Annotated in this window: 15 protein-coding genes; 5 read left to right on the top strand and 10 right to left on the bottom strand. The window is 58.8% G+C overall.

The window, feature by feature from the left end; translation table 11 throughout:
• On the bottom strand, positions 1-1,121 hold a 1,121-nt coding region (locus tag VNM72_03620; GenBank protein HXF04487.1), incomplete at its 3' end, for a CapA family protein.
• A 266-nt stretch (positions 1,122-1,387) separates the two neighbouring features.
• Between VNM72_03620 and VNM72_03615 the strand changes: the two genes are divergently transcribed.
• The 4 genes from VNM72_03615 (at position 1,388) to VNM72_03600 (ending at position 5,295) form a co-directional block, all read left to right on the top strand.
• A complete protein-coding gene (locus tag VNM72_03615) occupies positions 1,388-2,362 on the top strand; it encodes a hypothetical protein (GenBank protein ID HXF04486.1) in 975 nt (324 codons plus the stop codon).
• Positions 2,363-3,484 (top strand): FtsX-like permease family protein, encoded by a 1,122-nt coding sequence (locus VNM72_03610; GenBank protein ID HXF04485.1) that lies wholly within the window; start codon positions 2,363-2,365, stop codon positions 3,482-3,484.
• Positions 3,481-4,182, top strand: a complete 702-nt coding sequence (locus VNM72_03605; protein HXF04484.1) for an ABC transporter ATP-binding protein — start codon at positions 3,481-3,483, stop codon at positions 4,180-4,182. Before VNM72_03610 ends, VNM72_03605 begins: the two co-directional genes overlap by 4 nt.
• Positions 4,183-4,587: 405 nt before the next feature.
• Positions 4,588-5,295, top strand: coding sequence for an outer membrane lipoprotein carrier protein LolA (locus VNM72_03600; GenBank protein HXF04483.1), 708 nt, complete (start codon positions 4,588-4,590; stop codon positions 5,293-5,295).
• A 73-nt stretch (positions 5,296-5,368) separates the two neighbouring features.
• Here VNM72_03600 and VNM72_03595 read toward each other — a convergent pair whose 3' ends face one another.
• The 9 genes from VNM72_03595 to VNM72_03555 form a co-directional block, all read right to left on the bottom strand.
• Positions 5,369-7,150, bottom strand: a complete 1,782-nt coding sequence (locus VNM72_03595; protein HXF04482.1) for an FG-GAP-like repeat-containing protein — start codon at positions 7,148-7,150, stop codon at positions 5,369-5,371.
• A gap of 162 nt (positions 7,151-7,312) precedes the next feature.
• Positions 7,313-8,008 (bottom strand): molybdenum cofactor biosynthesis protein MoaE, encoded by a 696-nt coding sequence (locus VNM72_03590; protein HXF04481.1) that lies wholly within the window; start codon positions 8,006-8,008, stop codon positions 7,313-7,315.
• Between the two features lie 30 nt (positions 8,009-8,038).
• Positions 8,039-9,043, bottom strand: a complete 1,005-nt coding sequence (gene moaA, locus VNM72_03585; protein ID HXF04480.1) for a GTP 3',8-cyclase MoaA — start codon at positions 9,041-9,043, stop codon at positions 8,039-8,041.
• A 92-nt stretch (positions 9,044-9,135) separates the two neighbouring features.
• The gene (locus VNM72_03580; GenBank protein HXF04479.1) at positions 9,136-10,278 is read right to left on the bottom strand and encodes an XdhC/CoxI family protein; all 1,143 of its coding nucleotides are present in this window, start codon (positions 10,276-10,278) and stop codon (positions 9,136-9,138) included.
• 68 nt (positions 10,279-10,346) lie between these two features.
• Entirely contained in the window at positions 10,347-12,269 is a 1,923-nt protein-coding gene (locus VNM72_03575; GenBank protein ID HXF04478.1) for a hypothetical protein, read from the bottom strand.
• 158 nt (positions 12,270-12,427) lie between these two features.
• Positions 12,428-14,767, bottom strand: a complete 2,340-nt coding sequence (locus VNM72_03570; GenBank protein HXF04477.1) for a molybdopterin cofactor-binding domain-containing protein — start codon at positions 14,765-14,767, stop codon at positions 12,428-12,430.
• Entirely contained in the window at positions 14,764-15,231 is a 468-nt protein-coding gene (locus VNM72_03565; protein HXF04476.1) for a (2Fe-2S)-binding protein, read from the bottom strand. Before VNM72_03565 ends, VNM72_03570 begins: the two co-directional genes overlap by 4 nt.
• A 416-nt stretch (positions 15,232-15,647) precedes the next feature.
• Entirely contained in the window at positions 15,648-18,092 is a 2,445-nt protein-coding gene (locus VNM72_03560) for a molybdopterin cofactor-binding domain-containing protein (GenBank protein ID HXF04475.1), read from the bottom strand.
• Complete coding sequence (locus VNM72_03555) at positions 18,089-18,553, bottom strand: (2Fe-2S)-binding protein (protein HXF04474.1); 465 nt, start codon at positions 18,551-18,553, stop codon at positions 18,089-18,091. Before VNM72_03555 ends, VNM72_03560 begins: the two co-directional genes overlap by 4 nt.
• Before the next feature lie 1,050 nt (positions 18,554-19,603).
• Between VNM72_03555 and VNM72_03550 the strand changes: the two genes are divergently transcribed.
• On the top strand, positions 19,604-20,617 hold the full coding sequence (locus VNM72_03550; GenBank protein HXF04473.1) for a DmsE family decaheme c-type cytochrome: 1,014 nt from the start codon (positions 19,604-19,606) through the stop codon (positions 20,615-20,617).
• The last annotated feature ends 11 nt before the right edge of the window (positions 20,618-20,628 follow it).

The following is a 20,628-nucleotide window of genomic DNA, read 5'->3' as shown; positions in this document are numbered from 1 at the left end:
CAGTTGAGCTTATCAGCAGGAAAGCTACGACGATCATGATCCGACCGCGCGTCGTAAAAATCCGCCGGTAGGGCCTCCGGGCCGAGTCCGTATTGCTCATAGTTTTCGGCCGGGAGAAACCGAACCGTTTCGTTCTGGAAGATGAAGTTCGCCAGGCTGTAAAAGATCGGCTTTCCCTTGTAGATTTCAATCGCCCGCAGGACATGCGGTCCATGTCCTACGACGATGTCGGCACCAGCATCAACGGCGGCGCGGGCGAACGTGACCAGGAACTGGGCGGGAGCTTCTCGATTGCCCGGCAGTCCCTCATGCGCATGGATGGAGACGATCACCCAATCGGCCTGACGCCGGGCTTCTCGAATCCTGGCGAGGATGGCCTGCAAATCTCCCGCGTGCGGTTCCGTGACGACGGCGGGCGCGGGTCCTTCTTTGAAGCGAAGGCCGAGGAAAGTGAATATCTCCCCACCCCCTGACGGCAGCTTGAGGGCTTCGGCGATTTTCCTGAGCTGAGCAAGCGAGGCGCTGTCCACCACATAGGTCGTGGTGAATCGCAGAGGATTCAATCCGGGGCGACCTTTGACATCCGGACGTTGCTCGCCCGCCCGACCAAAGGCGGGGAAGGTCGAGGCGCAGGAAATGAGAGCTACTCGTCCTTTCTTCGTGTCGAGGTAGGCCGGAGCACGCGCTCGCGCGAGATTTTCCCCCACCCCGGCGTGAACCAGCCCCACTTCATCGAGCACCTTCGAGGTAGTCATCAGTCCCTCGACTCCGTAATCCACGGCGTGATTATTGGCGCGAGACACGAGATCGAACCCCGCCCATTGGAGTTCCCGGGCCATCTCCGGTTCCGCCGCCATATATGTCCCGCCGCTTTGTGCCGCGGGAGAGCCTTCGTAGTTGTGAAGCAACATCTCCAGGTTGGTGAAGGCGACATCGGCGCGGCGGATCATCTCGATCAAACGGAGGAAATCAGGCTCGTCGTACACCGATAGCCGTCGCGTGATGATCGAATCCCCCGTGAGCGCAAAGCGAATCGCCCCCTCAGGGGGCGCGACCTGTTGCGACAGGACGGGGATGGCCAGGAAGAAGGCGACCAAAAGCCCGCTCAGTTTCGTTATCATCGGAACCTCACCTCCTATCGGCGGCGGCCATTCTAGCCAAAGCCAGCGCTGAACTCAAGGGTTCCTCCCGGCAGGCCGGATGAAGCTCCGAAAGGAAAGCCACCGCTGTCTGATCGTTCTCGCCTCTAAGCAGAAGTCATTCGCCTTCTGAAAAACAAGCTCCCACAGCGACTCTCCCGGACCATCTCTCGTTTGACAGTGGCGGACGGTTTCTGATAATTTGACGATTTTGGTGAAGGAGGAAACCAACCGAGACGGATAGACGAATGAGCGGGCTTCGATGGAGGGCACTGATCATCGCCATAGTGCCACTCATTTCCGCCGGCTGCGGCCTCATCCCGCGCGGGGTTCGCGTCCCACAGCTTCTGACGCCCCTGTCTCACGCAACGCTCGATGACCTCATCGCTCGCACTAATGATTGGCAGCGACTCACCACGTTTACGGCGCGCATCTCCATTCAGGTCCAGACGGAGAACTCCGAATCGGGACTGGCTCGCCTCTATCCGTCGGCCGACGGGCGATTGATTCTGGCCCGCCCTCAAAACATGCGGTTGCTCATCCAGGCTCCCCTGGTCAAGACGAAAATCGCTGACATGGCCACGGACGGGGAGAAATTTCAGGTCATCGTTTATCCGGAGAAGTATCGGATGATCCTCCAGGGGACGAATCGAAATGACTACTCGGCGCTCAGTCGCGCCCCGATCAGCGATCCCACCTGGAAAGAGGTGGGAGGGTTTCGCAACATGCGGCCGCAGCATTTCAGCGAAGCGTTTCTCATTGAACCCATCGAACCCCGCCCACAGCTCGTCCCCGTCCTCGAAGAAACGCGGCAGATCGAGGAGGACCGGCCGCCGGGCCAGAAGCGGCGTCTCGTCGTTCGGAGCTACTACGTGATCTCACTCATCGAGGTCCAGGGAAATCGCGGAACGATCCGACGAAAGATCTGGTTTGATCGAACGCGCGGTCTTCTGCTCGCCCGTCAGGAAATTTTCGGCGAGTCCGGTGAGATCATCAGCGATATTCGCTACGACAATTACGCCGTGGACGCGACGTCGCAGATGCTGGTGCCGATTGCCGTGAGGATCACCCGACCCTACGATCACTATTCGGCGCGGATTGAAATTGATCAAAGCACGATCGTCGTCAATGGCGATGTGGCGACGACCGCGTTTCATCTGGAGAAGCCCCCGGAGTGGGAGGAACCGGTCAAAGTGATTGATCTCGATAAGAGGCGTCCCTAAATGTCGAACAGTTTCGTCCTTTCCAACCTGGCCGCCCGACCGGCGCGGACCATCGCCAGCCTCCTGGGAATTGCTCTGGGTGTTGTCCTCGTGATGGTGACGGTGGGGCTGGCCCGAGGGATTTTGTCCGACACCGGCCAGCGGGAGAAAAATGTGGGAGCGGAGATTTTATTTCAGTCTCCGGGCAGTCTCGGCGCGAGCGTGACGGCGACGCCGCTGGTAGTGCCGCTGGCCTACTGCGAGCGGCTGCGACAGATCGAGGGCGTTCAGGCCGTGACCCCGGTGGGTCGCTACATTCGCAGCGGGGCGACGGGAATCGGCTTCGAATTGATCGAAGGGATTGCCGATCGGGCGCAGGACGGCTACGTCTCCTACGCCGAAATCAGCGGCATTCGGATCGTCGAGGGGCAGCCGATGACCAGCGACAATGACGTGCTGGTTGATCGCCGCTACGCCCTTAACCGGAAGGTCGGGCCGGGATCCCGCATCGAGCTGTTCAACCATACGTTTCGCGTCGCCGGCATTTATGAGCCCGAGAGCGGGGCGCGCGTGAAGATGCGGCTCAGCAAAATGCAGGAGCTTCTGGCGGCGCCGGGAAAATGCTCCTCTATTCTGATCAAATGCAAAAATCCCGAGGAGCAAGAGATCGTCGCCAGCCGCATTGATGCTGCGCTGCCGGGAAACCAGATCGTCTTCACCCGCGATATCCCCAGCTATTACGAAAAGGGGATGCCGTCGCTCAACGTCTTCCTCCGGGTCGTCATCGGACTCGCGCTGGTCGTCAGCTCGCTCGTCATCCTGCTGGCCATGTACACGTCCATCACCGAACGGACGAGGGAGATCGGAATTCTCAAGTCGCTGGGCGCCTCGCGCCGATTCATCGTCCTGACCATTGAGAAGGAAGCCATCACCATCAGCCTGCTGGGCATCGTGACCGGCTACATCGCCTCCTATCTCACGAAGATGGGCATCACCACTTATACGACACTCATCGTCAAGTTTGAACTCAAATGGTGTCTGGCGGCAGCAGGAATTGGATTGCTCGCGGGTGCGCTCGGAGCGCTCTATCCGGCACTTTATGCCGCCAATCAGGATCCGGTGAAGGCCCTGGCGTATGAATGACGGTGAAAGCACTCATGAAGACTGTCGTCAAAACGGAAGACCTTCAGATGATCTATCGCATGGGCAAGGTCAACGTTCATGCGCTTCGAGGGGTGAATCTGGAGGTCTCCGAAGGTGAATTCGTCTCCATCATGGGACCTTCGGGATGCGGCAAGTCCACCCTCCTGCACATCATCGGGGGGTTGCTCACGCCCACCTCCGGCAGAGTCTATGTTGACGGAGTGGAAATCACCAAACTGTCTGATGCCGCCCGAACGGATCTCCGACGACGAAAGATCGGATTCGTTTTTCAACGACTGAATCTCTTTCCGACGCTCTCGGTGGAGGGAAACCTCCGCCTGGCAGAACGAATTTACTACAACGGCACGGGCACACGGGAAGGGGATCCCCAGCGGCGGGCGGAAATCCTCCGTCTGCTCGGACTGGAAGATAAGCTCGCTCACAAACCCAACGAATTGAGCGGAGGCGAGCAACAACGCGTCGCCATTGCCCGGGCGATCATCACGCAACCGGCCATCATCCTTGCCGACGAGCCGACCGGCAGCCTCGATTCCGAGAACTCGCACATCGTGCTCAAAATGCTCAAGGATTTGAACTCGCGCTTCGGTCAAACCATCATTATGATCACTCACAACCCGGAGGCTGCCGCCTATTCCAATCGCATCATCCACATGCGGGATGGCAAAATTATCTCTTGATCCGGGGACAGCCTCGACGCACTGAGGTGACAGGAAATCGCGCCATGATCAGGAAGATGGTCAAGAACATCCTCCTTTGGTCCTACGAACGGGGCTCGTGGCAGTATGATGTCCTCTGCATCCTCATTCTGGCTTTCATCTTCCTTACCCCAAGCGACTGGTTTCATAAACCGCAACCTGCATCTGCTCCTCCTGTTACAAACCAGAAGGAGACGGTCACCGGTTCTCAGACCCCTCCAGACAATTCCCCAAATGCGGAGAAAGACTCCGAGGATCAGAGGTCACCGTCAAGACGGTGAAGAAGAAGGCCCTTCCCAAAGCACGGACCCACCGTCGGCAGCAGGCTTGACAAAATCCGGCGTGATTCCTACCATGTCTCGCTCTGATCTGGGCAGGAGAGAGGAGATGACCAAGACCCTCAGTGCGCTTGTCGTGATCCTGATGGGGTGGTTCTTGCCGCCCGTCGGTGGGACAACCCGCCCTGCTTCTGGAGGAGATGCCTCGCTCACTCCCATTCTCGACCGCATGGCCGGCACCCTCCGTCGGATGCAAACGCTTCAAGCCACGCTCAGCCAGCAGAAGGCCTACACCCAGTTGGGTCTGGAAGATCCTCCCGAACGCGGTATTCTGTACGCCAAGCGGAAACCCGATGGAAAATTCTCGATTCGCGTGGAGATCAAGGTTCCTGACGTCCGAATCCTGACGGTCAAGGACAACTATTTCACCTTCTATCAGCCGCGGATCAATCAAGTCATCGAAGGAAGCATTGACCGGTATGCGAGCCGAGCGGCAGCCGGGTTTTTAGCCTATCTTCTCGGAGGGCTGTCGCAGGCAATGGAGGACTATTCCATCTCGGTGGTTGGCGAGGAAACGATTCAAGGGCGTCGCACAACCCACCTGACCCTGATGCCGAAGGTCAATAAGAAAGGGCTCTATCGGCAGGTTGATCTCTGGATTGATCATAGCGTCTGGCTTCCGACCATCCAGAAATTCATCGAGATCAACCGCGACGTTACCACCCTCACCCTGGATGAGCTGAAATTGAACGTCAAGCTCCCTGAGAATCTCTTCTCACAAAAACTCCCCTCCAATGTGCAACGCGTGAAAGGGTAGGAGAATCCATCGCGCCAGCCGCCGGGAGGTCGCTCCGGAACTGGCGCGACGGATGAGCGGCAGAAGAATCTTTTTACGAAGGTCCTAGACCCATTGCCGCCCAGAGCGCCCGCACAATCCAGAAGGCAGCGACGATCCAGGAGGCACCACGCCGAAAAGCCCCCGTGAGCGTCTCAGGGGGCGGTCCGGAGCGTCCCGGATTGCGGTAGAGGAAGTTCCCGTCGGCAGTGTTGACGACGAAGAGGTCGGGATTGCCGTCCTTGTCCACGTCGAGCCAGGCCGCCGCTCGACCGGTCGCCGTATCGGTCAGATTGGAAAAAGTCGCCACCTGATTGAACGTTCCATTGCCGTTGTTGCGATAGAGGAAATCCTGACCCTCATTCGCGACGAAAAGATCAAGGTCTCCATCTTCATCGTAATCAGACCAGGCGACGGCTCGGCCCACGGCGGAATCGGCTACGCCGGCCTGAGTCGTTACATCGGCAAAGGTGCCATCACCTTTGTTGCGGAAGAGGAAATCCTTGCCCACGGCGGCGATGAAGAGATCGGGCCGGCCATCCTTGTCGAAGTCACCCCAGGCGGCGGCCCGGGCCTGGGCATCCGTCGTTTGAATTCCGGCTGTCGCCGCGACGTCTGTGAACGTACCGTTGCCTTCATTGCGATAGAGCGCCGCCTGACCGTCACGAGCGACGAAAATATCAAGCCGTCCATCTCCGTTGAAATCAGCCAGTGCGACAGCCCAACTTGCTGCTGACTCGGCCAGGCCCGCCGTCGTTGGATCTACCTTCACGAACATGCCGGCATTGTTGAGATAGAGTGCATCCTGACCGTCATTAGCAACGTAGAGATCGAGCCACTTATCTCCGTTGAAATCTCCCCAGGCGACGCCATGACCCGAAGTCGGCTCATTAATCCCGACCTGAGCCGTAACATCGGTGAAGGTCCCATCACCGTTATTGCGGTACAACCGATCCGGGCCCTCATTGACGACGTAGAGATCGAGGTGGCCGTCATTATCGAAGTCACCCCAAGCGGCAGCACGACCAGCCTGGTCCTCGGTGATGCCCGCAGTTCTGGCGGCATCGGTGAATGTCCCGTCGCCGTTGTTGCGAAAGAGCGCATCCTGTCCGTCGCGGGCAATGTAGATGTCATCCAGCCCGTCTTTATTGAAATCGCTGACGGCGACACCCTCACCGGAGGGAGAATCCACTTTCGCCGCCGCGGCGATATTTCGGAAGCTGAACTGACCTTTAGCAACAGCGAGCGGGTTGGGCGTCGGGTTATAAATCTTGTCGCCACCAGGCTGCGAATCGCCATTGGCTGCATTCCCGCTGCCATAGAACGCCACATCGCCGACATTGCCGCTCGGTGCGACCCAGGCGAATGTCCAGCTAAAGCCGCCTGTCCGACCCTGTCCCGTCCCCAGAACGCTGTGGCCGATGTATTGTCGGTTGCCGCGAAGGGGGTCGGTGACGATCTGGGTGTTGCGTCGGTCGGTCACTTCAAGAGTCCCCGCCGGTCTGTAGTCCAGAAGATTCACGCTTGTGACCTCAAATCCCCACCGCCGCCGATCCGTATCGGGATGGGTGATGCGAAACGTGAGCGTATACCGTTGACCCGGGAGGTAATTATCCGGTACTCCGCTCAGCTCGATCCGCCCCCGCGAGTCGGGATTGAGGGGAAAGCTCTCGTGACAGCCTGACTGAATGCAGGTGGATTCAGCAGCAATACCCCCGCCTGCCGGGACGCCTGCGGCGCCCGGAACCGGACCGGTTTGATTCGACCGAACGGCTCCGACGTACAGAACAAAGCAGAGGAGACCTACTGCCATAACCTTGACCAATTTCTGCTTCATCGTTTCCCTCTCCTTGCAAGATGAGTGTCTTCGGGCAGATTGCGCCAAAAAATATCTGTCGAGCGTTTCGCTCGGAGGATCGCCCGTGCGTCCTCCTGCTTTCGTGGCGAGAAAGACCTCACCTCATATCAGGGCCATCGCGCGATGACAAGGCTCGCGCGGCTACGATGGGGAACCCTCTGCGGGGAAGCGCCCTTCCCCTTCAACCCACACCACCCCATCCTCGAAATATTCCCGTTTCCAGATCGGCACAATCTTCTTCAGCCGATCAATAGCGTAGTGACAGGCTTCAAAAGCCTCTCGCCGGTGTGCTGATGTGACCACGATCAGAACGCTTGTCTCTCCGATGGAGAGCCGCCCCAGCCGATGAACGATTCCAATCCGATCTATCGGCCACTTCTGGTGAACCTCCTCCGCAATCTGACGCATCATTTTGAGTGCCATCGGCTCATAGGCCTCGTACTCCAGGTGAAGGACAGTCTTCCCCATCGAGTGATTGCGCACCACACCTTCAAAGGTCACCACGGCTCCATCCTCATCCCGGAGCAGGCGTTTGATCACACCGGAGGGATCAATCGGCTCACGGGTGATCTCGCAGAGGTCGTCCTCGCTGCCGCCACTCACCGGGGGCAAAATAGCCAGCGTATCGCCTTCCCGGAGCCGGGTGGTCAAGGTGGCGAACTCTTCGTTGACCGCCAGCAGAGACCGATCGAGCATTTCCTTGAGACGAGGATACTTCTCCGCCAGGCGTTCGACAGCCATCTTCACCGACGGCTCATCGGCAAGGATAAGCTCGTCCTCTTCGGTTCCCGTGATATCTCGACAGCGGGCGAAGAAAATGACGCGGACCGTAACCATTGCTACTGATTTCGATGTGAGCAGGCCATCCTACCCACCGATGGTGTACATGGGACGAACATGAGAACCCAGATTAGCGTGCTGCAGGAGTGCTTGAACGCCCGGCGCTTTCTTTGAAAAAACGCTGGAGATGAACGATCTCAGGTCCTCATCCGATGCCCCTCCCCGCAACAGGGGCATGATACTGTATTCGGCAGGGCTGAACATACAGGGCACGATGGCTCCATTGACCTTCAGGCGCACGCGATCACAATCACCGCAGAAGGGTTTGGTCATGGAGGTGATCAGCCCGATCTCCCCGTCCGATCCCTCCTGGAAGCGATAGAGCTGGGCCGTGCTTCCAGCTTCCCGGGGACATTCGATCAGACGATACACCGCTGAGATGCGCTCGATGATTTCCTCCCCGCTGACGACCTTCCTCATATCCCAGGACTGTTCCCCATCGAACGGCATATACTCGATGAACCGCACCGTTACATTGCCCTCGTAGGCGAGCCGGGCGAAATCAAGCAATTCATCTTCGTTGCAGCCTCGAATCACGACACAGTTGATCTTGACGTGCAGCCCCTCGCGCCTGGCGCAGTCGATCCCGGTCAGTACTCTCTCGAAGACGCCACTGGCCCGGACCATGTCATGGAACCGATCCGGGCGGAGGCTATGAAGACTGACGGTGACTCCCTGAAGGCCGCTGGCTCGGAGGCTGGCCGCTTTCTCAGCCAGATAAAACCCATTGGTCGTGAGATTGATCGTCTCGATTCCCGGCACCTGGCGAATCATCGCCACGAGCGTCTCGATTTCTCGCCGCACGAGCGGCTCGCCTCCGGTGAGCCTCACCTTCGAGATGCCGAGCGATGCAAAGATCCGAACCAATCGGGCGATCTCCTCATACGTCAGCATCTTGTCGCGCGGCAGCCAGCTTGGATCCACGGGCATACAGAAAAAGCAGCGGAAATTGCAGCGATCGGTCACCGAGATGCGCAACTTCCGTGCCACGCGGCCAAAGGAATCAGTCAACTGTCCCGTTCCTCCCCCCATGTTCCTGCAACCGATGGCAATTCATCGCCTGAGACGGCCTCTTTTTTGGGCCTCCTGGGCCCTTCGGATCCGGAAGCCCGTTCGATTCACCTTCATGCGGCGGACGCCTCCGCGCCTTTAGCCGGAGCGTGAATGCGACCGGGGCGTTGACGCAGAAAGCCCCCCGCATGCTGATTCCTCACGGCGAGAATTTCGGCCAGTATGCTGAGGGCAACCTCCTCCGGCGAGTCAGCTCCCACATCGAGACCCACGGGGCTGTAGACCCGAGCACGGTGATCATCGGTCAGCTCGAATCCCTCCTCGCGAAGGCCCTCGACCAATCTCTCAAATCGCGAACGCGGCCCTAACACCCCGACATAAGGGGCCGCCGATTCAAGGGCGAACCGGAGACAGGCGCGATCCCGCTCCAGATGATGGTTCATGATGACGATGTAACTGCGCGGGCCAAGCACAACACGATCCTTGAACTCGGCCGGATGAGCAAGGATGAGCTTCGCTCCGGGGAAACGCTCCGATGTCACAAAGGCCGGTCGCGCATCCACGACCACCACCCGGTACCCCTGGCCGAGCCCCAGAGCCGCTAGCGGAATGGCATCGTGACCGGCCCCGAAGATGACGAGTTCTGACGGCGGGACGGTCACATCAATAAAAACATCCGCCGTCTGTCCCGTGGGCAGAGAAAATTTCCGCGTCTCCGACCGCGGCATCAACTCACGGAACTTTTGCTCCACGACCTGGCGAACCGCTTCGTCCAACTTCAATGACCCCAGCGTTCCCCTCTGCGACCCATCCTCGCGCACGAGCATGCGGTTTCCAACGGAGACCTCTCCCGGCCCAGAAGCCTCGATCACGGTGGCGAGCGTCACCGCCTTCCCTTCTCGCAAATCCTCCAACCACACATCAACGGGAGAAACCACTTCCAGAGGTTCGATATAGACATCAACGGAGCCGCCACAACCGATGCCGAGTCCCCAGACGACATCTTCTTCCAGATCGAAATGATGGATCGCGGGTTTGTTCGTTTCCATGACGGTTCGGGCGATCTCGGCGATTGTCGGTTCCAGACAGCCGCCGGAGATCATGCAGGTCATTGTCCCGTCTTCGTCAATGAGCATTCGGGTTCCTTCTCGTCGGTAGGCGGAGCCTGTCACGCGAACGACAGAAGCAAGGGCCATCCTCTTGCCCACCGCTCCTGCTGCGTCAATCGCTCGAAGGAGTTCCTCCCGCTCGCTCATGACTTTTCCTCCTCCCCATGCGTGCGATGAGGCAATGGTAGAACGGTCGGCCACTGCTGTCCAGCCCACTAGGGAACATAACTCTGCCCGACAATGTCGAACGTCCCATCGGGAAGATTCCGCTGCCAGACGACAAAATAATCCTCCGGTTGTGAACTCGCTCCGATGATCGGATACCAATCGTTCCAGCTTCCGCCCGCCAGGGTATCGCGTCGGAGTGTTGCGCTGAAGAAGTCAATCCGGTACTGAAGCTGGAAGACAAAGATGTCAAATCCCGTCCGCGGACTCACCCCGACGGCGAGGGCAGCGACAAAATCCGGTGAGTGTGGAGAACTGGTCAACGACAAACCTCGAACGTAGCGGAAGGGGCCGAGAAGTGTGGTGAATGTGCTCTGCCAGAGGAAGCTCGTGGCCAGCACTTCCATCCATTGCAAGACCGCGCCAAAACGAGGAGAGTAGTCAATCCAGCTCACCATCCACCGATGACCCCAACGGCTATAGGCGATCACGGGACGCACGTCGGTGGCCAGCGGTCCTCCGTCAGCGGGATCATCATTCACCACCGGATCAACGATCAATTGTTGAGCCACCGGCTGACTCTTCCCCGCGGGCGTTACTCTGGCCATTCGTAAGACTCGATCCGCTGCCCGGTAGACGACCGAGAAAAATTCAGCGCGGCCCGCTTCACCAAAGGCCACCGAAGGATGAAACCGAGGCGCGAACCCGGTTGGTCCTCCGATGTAGATGGAGTCTCCGGACAACATTCCCTCCTCCGTGACGATCTGCCCGAAGACATCGGCCTCCTCACCTGCCCCCTGCTTGAGGAATACGACGAGGAAGCGCGTTGTTCCATCGGGCAGCACGCCGACGGCCACATCGGGGGCTCGCGCGCGGGCATCTCCCCGCGTCAGCTCAAGGGCAGATCCTGCCGGAGTCAGAGAAGCACAATCGTCGGGACTGCCGACAAACCGTCCTTTGATCCGGGAGGTGACCATTGCTGAGTCAGAGTCCCGCTCTTCCCAAACAACGAGAAATCTCCGGCGAGATGGATCGTACACGATGGCCGGCGAAGTATCGCGAGCCCGCTGCTGCCGACTGATCGGAAACGGATCGGGATGACAGGTCGCAGGACTGCCGCTGGCATCAATCAACTGCCCCATGATCTCACTGTCGCCGGAGGTTTCCTGCTCCCAAACAACCAGGTAGCGGCCGTGGTCCGTGTCGCTGGCCATGGCCGGATGTCCCGCAGCAGAAGGCGTCGCCGCGATCGGAGTCACCGGGCCGATGAACGGATCAACCACAACCGGATATGTCGCCTCTCGCAACCAGGCTCCATCAATGATGATGTTCAGGTGCGTGCCGGTGAAAGCCATCTCCGCCCGCAGCGTACGACCCTTTGCATCAATAACGGTCACCGGACCGTAGTGCAGAGCCGCGCGCCCATCGGCGTAGAACGTTATTCCCCGAACCGTCGTCGTAACGGGACTCCATAGTTCCGTGAGAACCCGACCGGAAATGATGAGGGCGCGGGCCGCGGGATTCGGGTTTTGCTTCAGGAAAAATAACTGCTCAATCCCATTGTCAAAAACCAAATAGACTTCGGTCACGCCGAATCCCCGGGGATAGCTGACTTCGCTTTCACCGGTCAGCTGAGGAAGCGTTTGGTGATCTCGTACGCGGAGCAGGAAATTTCCTGCCGAAATCGTCTCCAGCCCGAAGTGGAAGTCGGGAACCGAAATTCCCCTGGGAACATATCGAAACCCCGTGGACATGAACTCCACCACGCGAGTTGGGCTGTCGGCCACAATTCGATCAGGGGCGTAGACGCTCAGCTTACTCTGCGGCCGGGTGTCGGCCTCATTGAGATGGCCAGACCACTGAATTGCATGACGAGTCCGAGTGTTGAATGCGGCGCCTACCGGATGCAGGAGGTGATGAAATGGGGTCAGAATGACGACAACGACGCTGATCCACAGCAGCACTATACGCATAAAGTTTCCTCGGTCAGAGCGCGCAAAAACCGCAGATGGCCCCTGTGTTCCACCCCCTTTCAGCAGCCAGACGAGACAGATTTCTCTCTTGTCATCCCGCGACAGGGGAAGGCTGCTCCCTCAATAGCGGATACCGGACGAGGGAGCAGCCCGCTTCCTCAGCGACGAGCGTCAAGGGCGGCCTTCACCCTATCCGGCGTGAAAGGCACCTGACGGAGCCGGGCTCCCGTCGCGTTGAAGATCGCATTCGCGATTGCTGCCGGGACGGGATTGAGGGCAGGCTCACCAACGCCCATTGGAGATTGATCGGGCCGATTGATGAGCACGATGTCCACTTGAGGCACGTCCGGGAACCGCGTGACGGGATAGGTGATCCAGTCCAGACTCGTCACCCGATACTGATCAAAGACGACCTCTTCCCGGAGGGCTCGACCGACGGTCTGGATGACCTGCCCCTCGATCTGTTGCACCACACTATCGGGATTAATGATCAACCCGCAGTCGTGGGCAATGACGATGCGAGTGACCCGGACTCCACCGGTGTCCTGATCCACTTCGACGTCAGCAACAGCAGCTACATACGTTCCCCGACGGGCGAAGGCAAATCCCCGTCCCGTCACGACGCCCGTTCGTGGGACCCCCGGCCGCGGAGAAGGTCCCGGCTGCCATCCACTCCGTTCCGCTGCTGCCTTGATCACATCAATGACCCGTGATTGAACAGCGTCGCTCGGGTTGAGATGGCGCAGCCGATATTCGATGGGATCGGCCTGGACTGCTGCCGCCAGCTCGTCAATGAACGACTCACAGGCGAAGGCGCGCGCCGGATCTCCCGGGGCCCGCAAGGCCGTTGTCCGAAGCGTCGTATTCTGCTGGAACTTGGCCAGAGCAGCAAAACTGAGGTTACGTCTGATGATCCGCTTGTTGGGGAAGGCGTACTCCTGACCGGCACAGCCGGACCCATTATTGAAGGTCCCATCCGGACGTGTCGAGCCCATAAGCCGGGCCGCTAAAGGTTCGGACATCGTCCAGGGAAACGTCCGATCCTCGAACTCCCAGGCGATGATCGTACCCGCCGCATCCGTACCTGCCCGGACAGTCATCACGTGAGCCGGACCTTTTGGTTCCCAGCCGTGCTCATCTTCGCGCATCCACTGCAGTCTGACCGGACGACCCACCGCCTGTGAGAGGATCACCGCTTCAAGGACGGAATCGTCGGTCACTGCCCGGCCATAGACCCCTGAGGTTTCGGCGTAGATCACCCGCACATTCTCTACAGGAATGCCCAGGTAATTGGCCACCGGCGTGCGCGTCCCATGTGGATACTGGGTCCCCGACCAGATGGTCACCTTGTCCCCTTTGACATCGGCGACCGAGCACATGGGCGTCATGGCTCCATGCATTTGAAAGGGCCAGTAGTAGGTTTGACTGAAAACCCGGGGAGCACTGGCCAGAGCGGCATCCACATCGCCGACGGGTGGAATGATATTGCTCGGCGCAGCATCCGCTTGCTTCATCCATGTGTAAAGGTCGGTCATTGGCGGGAACGAGGGATCAGGAGTTGACCACCGGCAGGCCTCCTTGAGGACTTTGGCCGCTTTGATCGCCTGTTCCTCCCGTTCACAAACCACGCCGACGAAGTCCCCTTTGACGACGAGCGCGATGAAGCCCGGTACTTGCCTCACGGCCGATTCATCCACGCTGAGAAGCTTGGCATTGCTGGCTGGAGGATGAACGACCCGGGCATGTACCATCCCCGGCACGCGGACATTCTGCACGAAGGGAACGCCAAAGATTCTCTCCGCGATGTCTCCTCGCGGAATCGGTTTGCCGATGACCCGGAACTGATCGGGCGTCTTCAGTTGGATCTGACCGGCGGCCGGAACTGTCAGGCCGAACTTCCGATCACCGATAAGCTCCCCATAGGTGACCTTGCGGCTCGAATCGGACTTGACGCTGACCACGCCATCATTGACGACCAGTTGATCCACAGGGACACCCAATCGTTCGGACGCCAGATTGAGAAGGAATTGGCGGGCGGCGGCTCCGGCTCGCCGGATTGTGGCTCCTCCGTCGGAAATGGATCGGCTGCCCACAGTCGCCCCTTGATCGGGGACAACAGCCGTATCCCCTTGAATCCAACGGATGCGTTCGTAAGCGACATCGAGTTCCTCCGCCAGCATCTGCCTCAAACCGACGGAAATCCCCGTGCCAAGATCCACCTTCCCGGTAAAGGCGGTGACACTTCCATCGGCCGCGATGGCGATGAAAGAATCAACCTGGTTGGACGGAACCTGGGCGAGCGCCTCCTCTCCCCACTCCGCCAGCTTCATAGCACGACCAAGGCTGAAGGAAACAACCAGCATGCCCGTGCCTTTGAGGAAACTTCGCCGGGACATCCCTCGCCTTTTCACGGTCTCATCAAAACCGGTGATGGCGAAGACATCCTCGACACTGGTCGGGTCGGCAACAGCTTCTGGCATGAGTGTTCTCGTCATCATAGGCGCACCTCCTGTTGATATTGCTTGACGGCCTGGAGGATTCGCAGATAGGTCCCACAACGGCACAGATTTCCCTCTAACGCGGCGATGATCTCTTGGTCGCTCGCCCGCGGATTCTGATCGAGAAACGCCTTTGCCTGCATGATGAACCCGTTGATGCAGTAACCGCACTGTGCCGCCTGGTTCTCGATGAACGCCTTCTGGATGGGATGTGGATTTTCCAACGTTCCCAATCCCTCGAGCGTGATGATGTCGAATCCCTCGACGAATTCAACGGGGGTGATACAGGATCGGATCGCTTCGCCCTCCACGATCACCGTACAGGCTCCGCACTGCCCGAGACCACAGCCGAATCGCGGCCCGTTCAATCCCAGGTCATTGCGCAACACGTACAGCAATGGCGTGTCCGGCTCCACGTCCACCGTAACCGAACGACCGTTGACCTTCAGGGTGATGCGACTCATGCTGATATGCCTCCTTTCAGTTTGGGTTTTCCACCTGAAGCTCACGCCATGCTCCAGGGGACGCGCATCGCAAGGTCTGCGGACCTTTCTTAGGTCAGCTCCTTTTGATGCAGACTCCTTCATCCACCGCCCCGATGACCCCAAGTCACGGGGCGCGAGACTCTATGAACGGCGTCTCCTGAAACTGACCACAGCGCTCTTTTCGCGTTTCTCAAGTCAAAAAAATGCGGATTACTCCTCTTCCGCCTCGATCCGAACGGGAAACACCTGGAGCGATGAGAACGAACCGGCTGAAGATCGGCAGACCGGTACAGGCTGCCCCGACCGGTCTCATCAGGCGAAGATACCCTCATCCCATTCCTCTTGGCGTCACGAGATCGGGCGTGGGCACTACCGACCCACGCCCCGAAAACCGACTACCCACGTGCGGCCAATGCTGCCTTAACTCGTTCCGGCGTGAAGGGAATCTGCCGGAGCCGAGCGCCCGTGGCATCGAAAACAGCATTGGCAATGGCAGCAGCGACAACGGTAATCGTTGTCTCACCGGCACCCATGGCTTCGACGTCCCGGCGGTCAATGAGTACGCTCACGATCTCAGGAGTCTTGTGGCCGAACGTCATCACAGGATAGGTGATCCAGTCCACAGAGGTGATCTTCTCACTATCCCACTTCACTTCTTCCACCAGAGCCCGACTCATGCCCTGATAGAGGCCGCCTTCGATCTGATTGCGCAATCCATCGGGATTGGTGATGGGGCCGCAATCATGGCCGACGAAGAACCTCGTGGGAGTAATCACACCCGTGTCCTGATCCACTTCGACTTCCGCCACGACCGCGCAATAGCCATTGTCGCCCTCGTAGAGACAGGCGGCAATTCCACGACCCGTGACAACACCGGTACGGGGGTTGCCGGGCTTGGGAGAAGGTCGCGGATCCCAGCCCGCAGCTTGGGCCGCCGCCCGAATAACCGCCTTGAGTCGTTCACCGCTGATCTCCTCGGTCGGCGGGACGTTGTTGAGGTGGCGGAGACGAAATTCCACCGGGTCAGCGCCAACAGCGGCCGCAATTTCATCTATGAACGATTCGTGGGCGAAAGTGTTTTGCAATCGCGCCGGAGACCGAAGCGGTCCGGTAAAGAAGGGTGACGCCAGCGTGTGCACGATCACCCGCTGACTTTCCACCGTTCCCAGATACCGGGCCACCCCGTCTCGTCCTCGACCGGTGACATACGAGGGAACGTGGTTGCTCCCATTTCGGGGGAAAGCTTGCGGAGGATTGGGGATTGTGCCGCTCGGCGTGACCGTCGGCGAGGGGAATCCGACAAGATAGCCCGTGGGAACATTGCCCGGATTATTCGCATTGGGGCGACCACCCCGGTTCAGCGTCCAGCTCTCATGGTCCCAGGCGATGATGTTTCCTTGAGCATCAACGGCGGCGCGCTGCTCGATGACGTAGGCCGGCCCATAGTTCTCCCAGGCCATCTCATCTTTGCGCGAAAGTTGCACGCGCACGGGCTTGCCCACAGCTTGGGATAGAATCGCGGCATCGAATCCGACCGTGTCCGCCCCATTGAGCCCGTAGCAGCCGGTGCCAGTGCGAAAGATCACGCGAATGTTGCTCGCAGGGATGCCGAGAATACGCGCGGCCGTATCCCGATGAGCGTAGACATTCTGGCTGGCGCACCAGATCGTCGCTTTATCTCCTTGCACGTCGGCGACAGCTACGGAAGCTCCCATTGAGGCATGCATCTGGTAGGGGTGAAAGTACGTCGCCCGAATGACCTTAGCAGCATTAGCCAGCTTCTGATCCACGTCGCCAGAGTCAACAGGTCGGGTGTGGCTGAACTTATCGAGCGGCTGCGAGCGCAGCCACTGATAAAACTCCGAAAAGGGAGGCAGAGGAGTATCGGGCATCTTCCAGGTGATCTTGAGCGCCTCCGCGGCCTTCTGGGCAGCCCATTGGGTGTCAGCCACAACGCCCACGAAGTTGCCCTTGCGGACAACCTTCACGTTGCCCGGCATTTGTTCAACTTCGCTTTGATTGTCAATGCTGACGAGCGTCGCTCCGACAACCGGCGGCCGCACGACACGTCCGTGAACCATGCCGGGAACCCGCACCGTTCCAACATACTCGAACTGACCGGTGACCATCGCCGGGATCTCCAGACGAGGAACGGAGGTTCCACGAATGGTCCATTCCTTTGGATCTTTCGGCTTGGCATTGGGATCAACGGGAAGGTTGAATTTCTTGCCGCCGACCAACTCGCCGTAGCTCACCCTCTTGGAGGGATCGGACTTCACGCTGATCACTCCTTCGGAAATGGTGAGCTGCTCGACGGGAACGCCCAAGCGCTCGGAGGCCAATTTCAGCAGAGCTTCACGAGCCGACGCGGCGGCCGTCAGCAAACTGCGATTTCCGGGACTCGATGGATTCAGCGGATTGAAATTAGTGGGATGCGATTGACTGCCCGCCGTCACTCCTTGATCAGGCGCAACGGCTGTGTCGCCGTAGATCAGCGTCACGCGCGAGATGGGAACATAAAGCTCCTCCGCAACCAACTGCACTTGAGCCGTCGCGATTCCCTGCCCCAGCTCCACCTTGCCCACGTAAGCGGTCACTCGCCCATCTTCGGCGATGGCGATCCAGGAATCGAGCAGGTCTCTTGGATCCGCCGGTTGCTGTACGGCACCGGCTGCCGATCCCACGACCTTCTCGGCAACGCCGGCCATGCTGAAACTAACGATCAAGGCCCCGGCTCCCTTGAGAAAATTCCGGCGGGTGAAGCCCGCCCTCTCCAGGGCGGCCTGGGCATCAGCAGTCAGAAGCGGCTCATACGTCCTTCGGACTCGTCTTTTCTTCATACGGCCACCTCCTTCTGGTAACGCTGAATGGCTTTCACCATCCGAACATGCGTGCAGCAGCGGCAGAGAACGCCGCTCATGGCCCGAGAGATATCCTCTTCGCTGGCGCGCGGGTTCTGATCGAGAATCGCCTTAGCCGTGAGGATGACCCCACTCAGGCAAAAGCCACACTGCACAGCCTGTTCCTCGATAAATATCCGCTGAATCGGATGTGGATTATCCGGCGATCCAAGCCCCTCTAAGGTCACGATCTCGAACCCCTCAACGGACGACACCGGCGTAATGCACGAGCGAATGGCCTCACCTTCGACTAAAACCGTGCAGGCCCCGCACTGCCCGAGACCACAGCCGAACTTCGGTCCGTTGAGCTGGAGGAAATCGCTGAGCACGTAAAGAAGGGGCATCGTCGGATCAACGTCAAGTGTCACCGACCTCCCGTTAACTTTGAGATTTATCGCCATAGGCTGATCCCTCCTTAAGTTTTGGTGTGGTCAAAAGCACAGGGCGAGGAAACTGATCCCCCCTGCTGCCAAACGACACCCCGAAGGAAATGCTTGCGATAAGCACCCGCGCACCGAGTGGAGCGGTTGAGAAAGGCACAAAGTATCGCCTTTTGATGACGCCGCCTTCGACCAGGTCTGCTCGGGAAACGTAGAAGGGATCACGCGCACCGACCCGGCAGCAGGTGAACGTGTACTGCACAGCGGGCCTCCTGACTTGGAAGGAGAACGTCCAGAGAAGAGCGATGTGAAGCCGGCGGACCTTATTAAGTCTGACCCTGTCGTGGAATGCCCGCTCTCGCCTTCCCCTCACCCGCATCCCTCCGGTGCTTTCTCAAAAGAAACGGCTGCTAACGAAAATCTACCTGGAGTAAAGAACCCTGAAAACTGACTTCTGCCTTGCGTTCAAAGGGAGAAAATCATACGACCGATTGTCCAGACACCTCACCCAATGAAATATCATAAGGCCGTCAGCAAATACGAAATCATGTCGCCTGGCAGTTACACCAAAACCTTGATTTTTCCACTCCACAGCTTTCCTGGCCCCTCTCCTTGCAATTTGCACCGAAGGCTAGTTCTTCACCAGGATGGGTCGCGTATTATTGTATGCTTCTGCGCCGCCGTGTCAACTAACTTTTTGCTTGACTGCTGTTCTTTTTTTCTAACCCACGACTTGCATCACGTAGATCATTTTTCATTGACGGAGCGGTCTCAGATCATTAACATGGCCGTCTTCACCTTCCTAGGATAGGCGTAATTCAGGATGAGGGAGAGCACGTTTAAGCTGCGCTGCCTGAGGGTGGGTACATCAGGCGTGATCTCGATTATCTCTCCCCAGAGTGGGAGGATGCTTCCGAGCGGGTTGAGAAACGGAGATGATACGCTCGTCGCCAGGGAGGGTAAGATGACCGGTGGCAGGCGTAACATCCCGCAAGGAACTTGCAGGGAAGAATGGCGATCGAACGGCCCCGCTCTTTCCCCTCTCCCTTTGGCGATGATCGAAGCGATCCTATGACGCAGAACCACTCCTGGATGATCTGGATTCCTCTTGTTGCCCTCTCACTCATTATCGGCGCGACCGTGGCCGATGCTTTTGTGGGAAGCGCGATCCCGGCAAGAGCGTCGAGCATGGTCGCGGCTCACCCGAATTCTCACAGCCGGGACGAGGTACCGGCTCACCAACAGCAGACGCAACAGCCTGCCCAGGCAGCCGATTTTGTGGGGGCAGAGACCTGTCGCGCGTGTCACCCGCAGTTTTACACCTGGTTCTCGCGGACGGCTCATTTTGCGACCGTACGTAGCCCAAGGTACGTTCCTCCGGTCAAAGGTTGCGAGATGTGTCATGGCCCGGGCCGACAACACGTCCAGGCCGGGGGACAGGGACATATCTTCAATCCGGCAAAAGCCTCGGCACGAGAAGTCGCAGAGATGTGTATTACCTGCCACCAGGAGAAGCGGGCGGGGACATGCGGCTTCCATCAAAACCAGCACAAAATTGATTCCGTCACCTGCAACGATTGTCACAATCCCCACCAGGAGGTAACGCATCCTTATATCCTTCGTCACCAGGCGCCGGGCCTCTGCTTCGATTGCCACCGCGAGATTCGAGCGGAATTCGCCCGCCCGTTTCACCACAAGGTTCCCGAAGGAGGGATGAACTGCCGCGACTGTCACGAGCAACATTCCTCTTTCAATATCACGCAGAGCGTGGAGACGCTCGGCGGCCGGGATGCCCTTTGTCTCCGCTGTCATACGGATAAGGAGGGCCCCTTCGTCTTCGAGCACATCGCGTTGAGATCGGATCGGTGCCTCGCCTGTCACGTCCCGCACGGTTCGATCAATCCCCGCATGCTCGTTCGCAGCGACATCCGGCTGCTTTGCCTGGAATGTCACGGTGATCGCCAGGGAGCGGCGGCGGATGCGCCTCAAGGGTTTCACGATCTGAGCAGCCCGCGGTATCAAAACTGCACGAGCTGCCATGTGATGATCCACGGATCAAATACGAACCGTCTCTTTCTCCGATGAAAGGGAAGCTG

This window comes from Blastocatellia bacterium, from assembly GCA_035573895.1.
Taxonomy (GTDB): Bacteria; Acidobacteriota; Blastocatellia; order HR10; family HR10; genus DATLZR01.
Note: the sequence above shows the minus strand (reverse complement) of the source record. Positions and strands in the feature narration are given on the sequence as shown.

What these genes read in the sequence shown, in the direction of transcription:
- VNM72_03570 (HXF04477.1), bottom strand. Translation starts at nt 14,767, where the DNA reads ATGATGACGAGAACACTCATGCCAGAAGCTGTTGCCGACCCGACCAGT.
- VNM72_03595 (HXF04482.1), bottom strand. Translation starts at nt 7,150, where the DNA reads ATGAAGCAGAAATTGGTCAAGGTTATGGCAGTAGGTCTCCTCTGCTTT.
- VNM72_03605 (HXF04484.1), top strand. Translation starts at nt 3,481, where the DNA reads ATGACGGTGAAAGCACTCATGAAGACTGTCGTCAAAACGGAAGACCTT.
- VNM72_03565 (HXF04476.1), bottom strand. Translation starts at nt 15,231, where the DNA reads ATGAGTCGCATCACCCTGAAGGTCAACGGTCGTTCGGTTACGGTGGAC.
- VNM72_03575 (HXF04478.1), bottom strand. Translation starts at nt 12,269, where the DNA reads ATGCGTATAGTGCTGCTGTGGATCAGCGTCGTTGTCGTCATTCTGACC.
- VNM72_03600 (HXF04483.1), top strand. Translation starts at nt 4,588, where the DNA reads ATGACCAAGACCCTCAGTGCGCTTGTCGTGATCCTGATGGGGTGGTTC.
- VNM72_03580 (HXF04479.1), bottom strand. Translation starts at nt 10,278, where the DNA reads ATGAGCGAGCGGGAGGAACTCCTTCGAGCGATTGACGCAGCAGGAGCG.
- moaA (HXF04480.1), bottom strand. Translation starts at nt 9,043, where the DNA reads ATGGGGGGAGGAACGGGACAGTTGACTGATTCCTTTGGCCGCGTGGCA.
- VNM72_03555 (HXF04474.1), bottom strand. Translation starts at nt 18,553, where the DNA reads ATGGCGATAAATCTCAAAGTTAACGGGAGGTCGGTGACACTTGACGTT.
- VNM72_03610 (HXF04485.1), top strand. Translation starts at nt 2,363, where the DNA reads ATGTCGAACAGTTTCGTCCTTTCCAACCTGGCCGCCCGACCGGCGCGG.
- VNM72_03560 (HXF04475.1), bottom strand. Translation starts at nt 18,092, where the DNA reads ATGAAGAAAAGACGAGTCCGAAGGACGTATGAGCCGCTTCTGACTGCT.
- VNM72_03550 (HXF04473.1), top strand. Translation starts at nt 19,604, where the DNA reads ATGACGCAGAACCACTCCTGGATGATCTGGATTCCTCTTGTTGCCCTC.
- VNM72_03590 (HXF04481.1), bottom strand. Translation starts at nt 8,008, where the DNA reads ATGGTTACGGTCCGCGTCATTTTCTTCGCCCGCTGTCGAGATATCACG.
- VNM72_03615 (HXF04486.1), top strand. Translation starts at nt 1,388, where the DNA reads ATGAGCGGGCTTCGATGGAGGGCACTGATCATCGCCATAGTGCCACTC.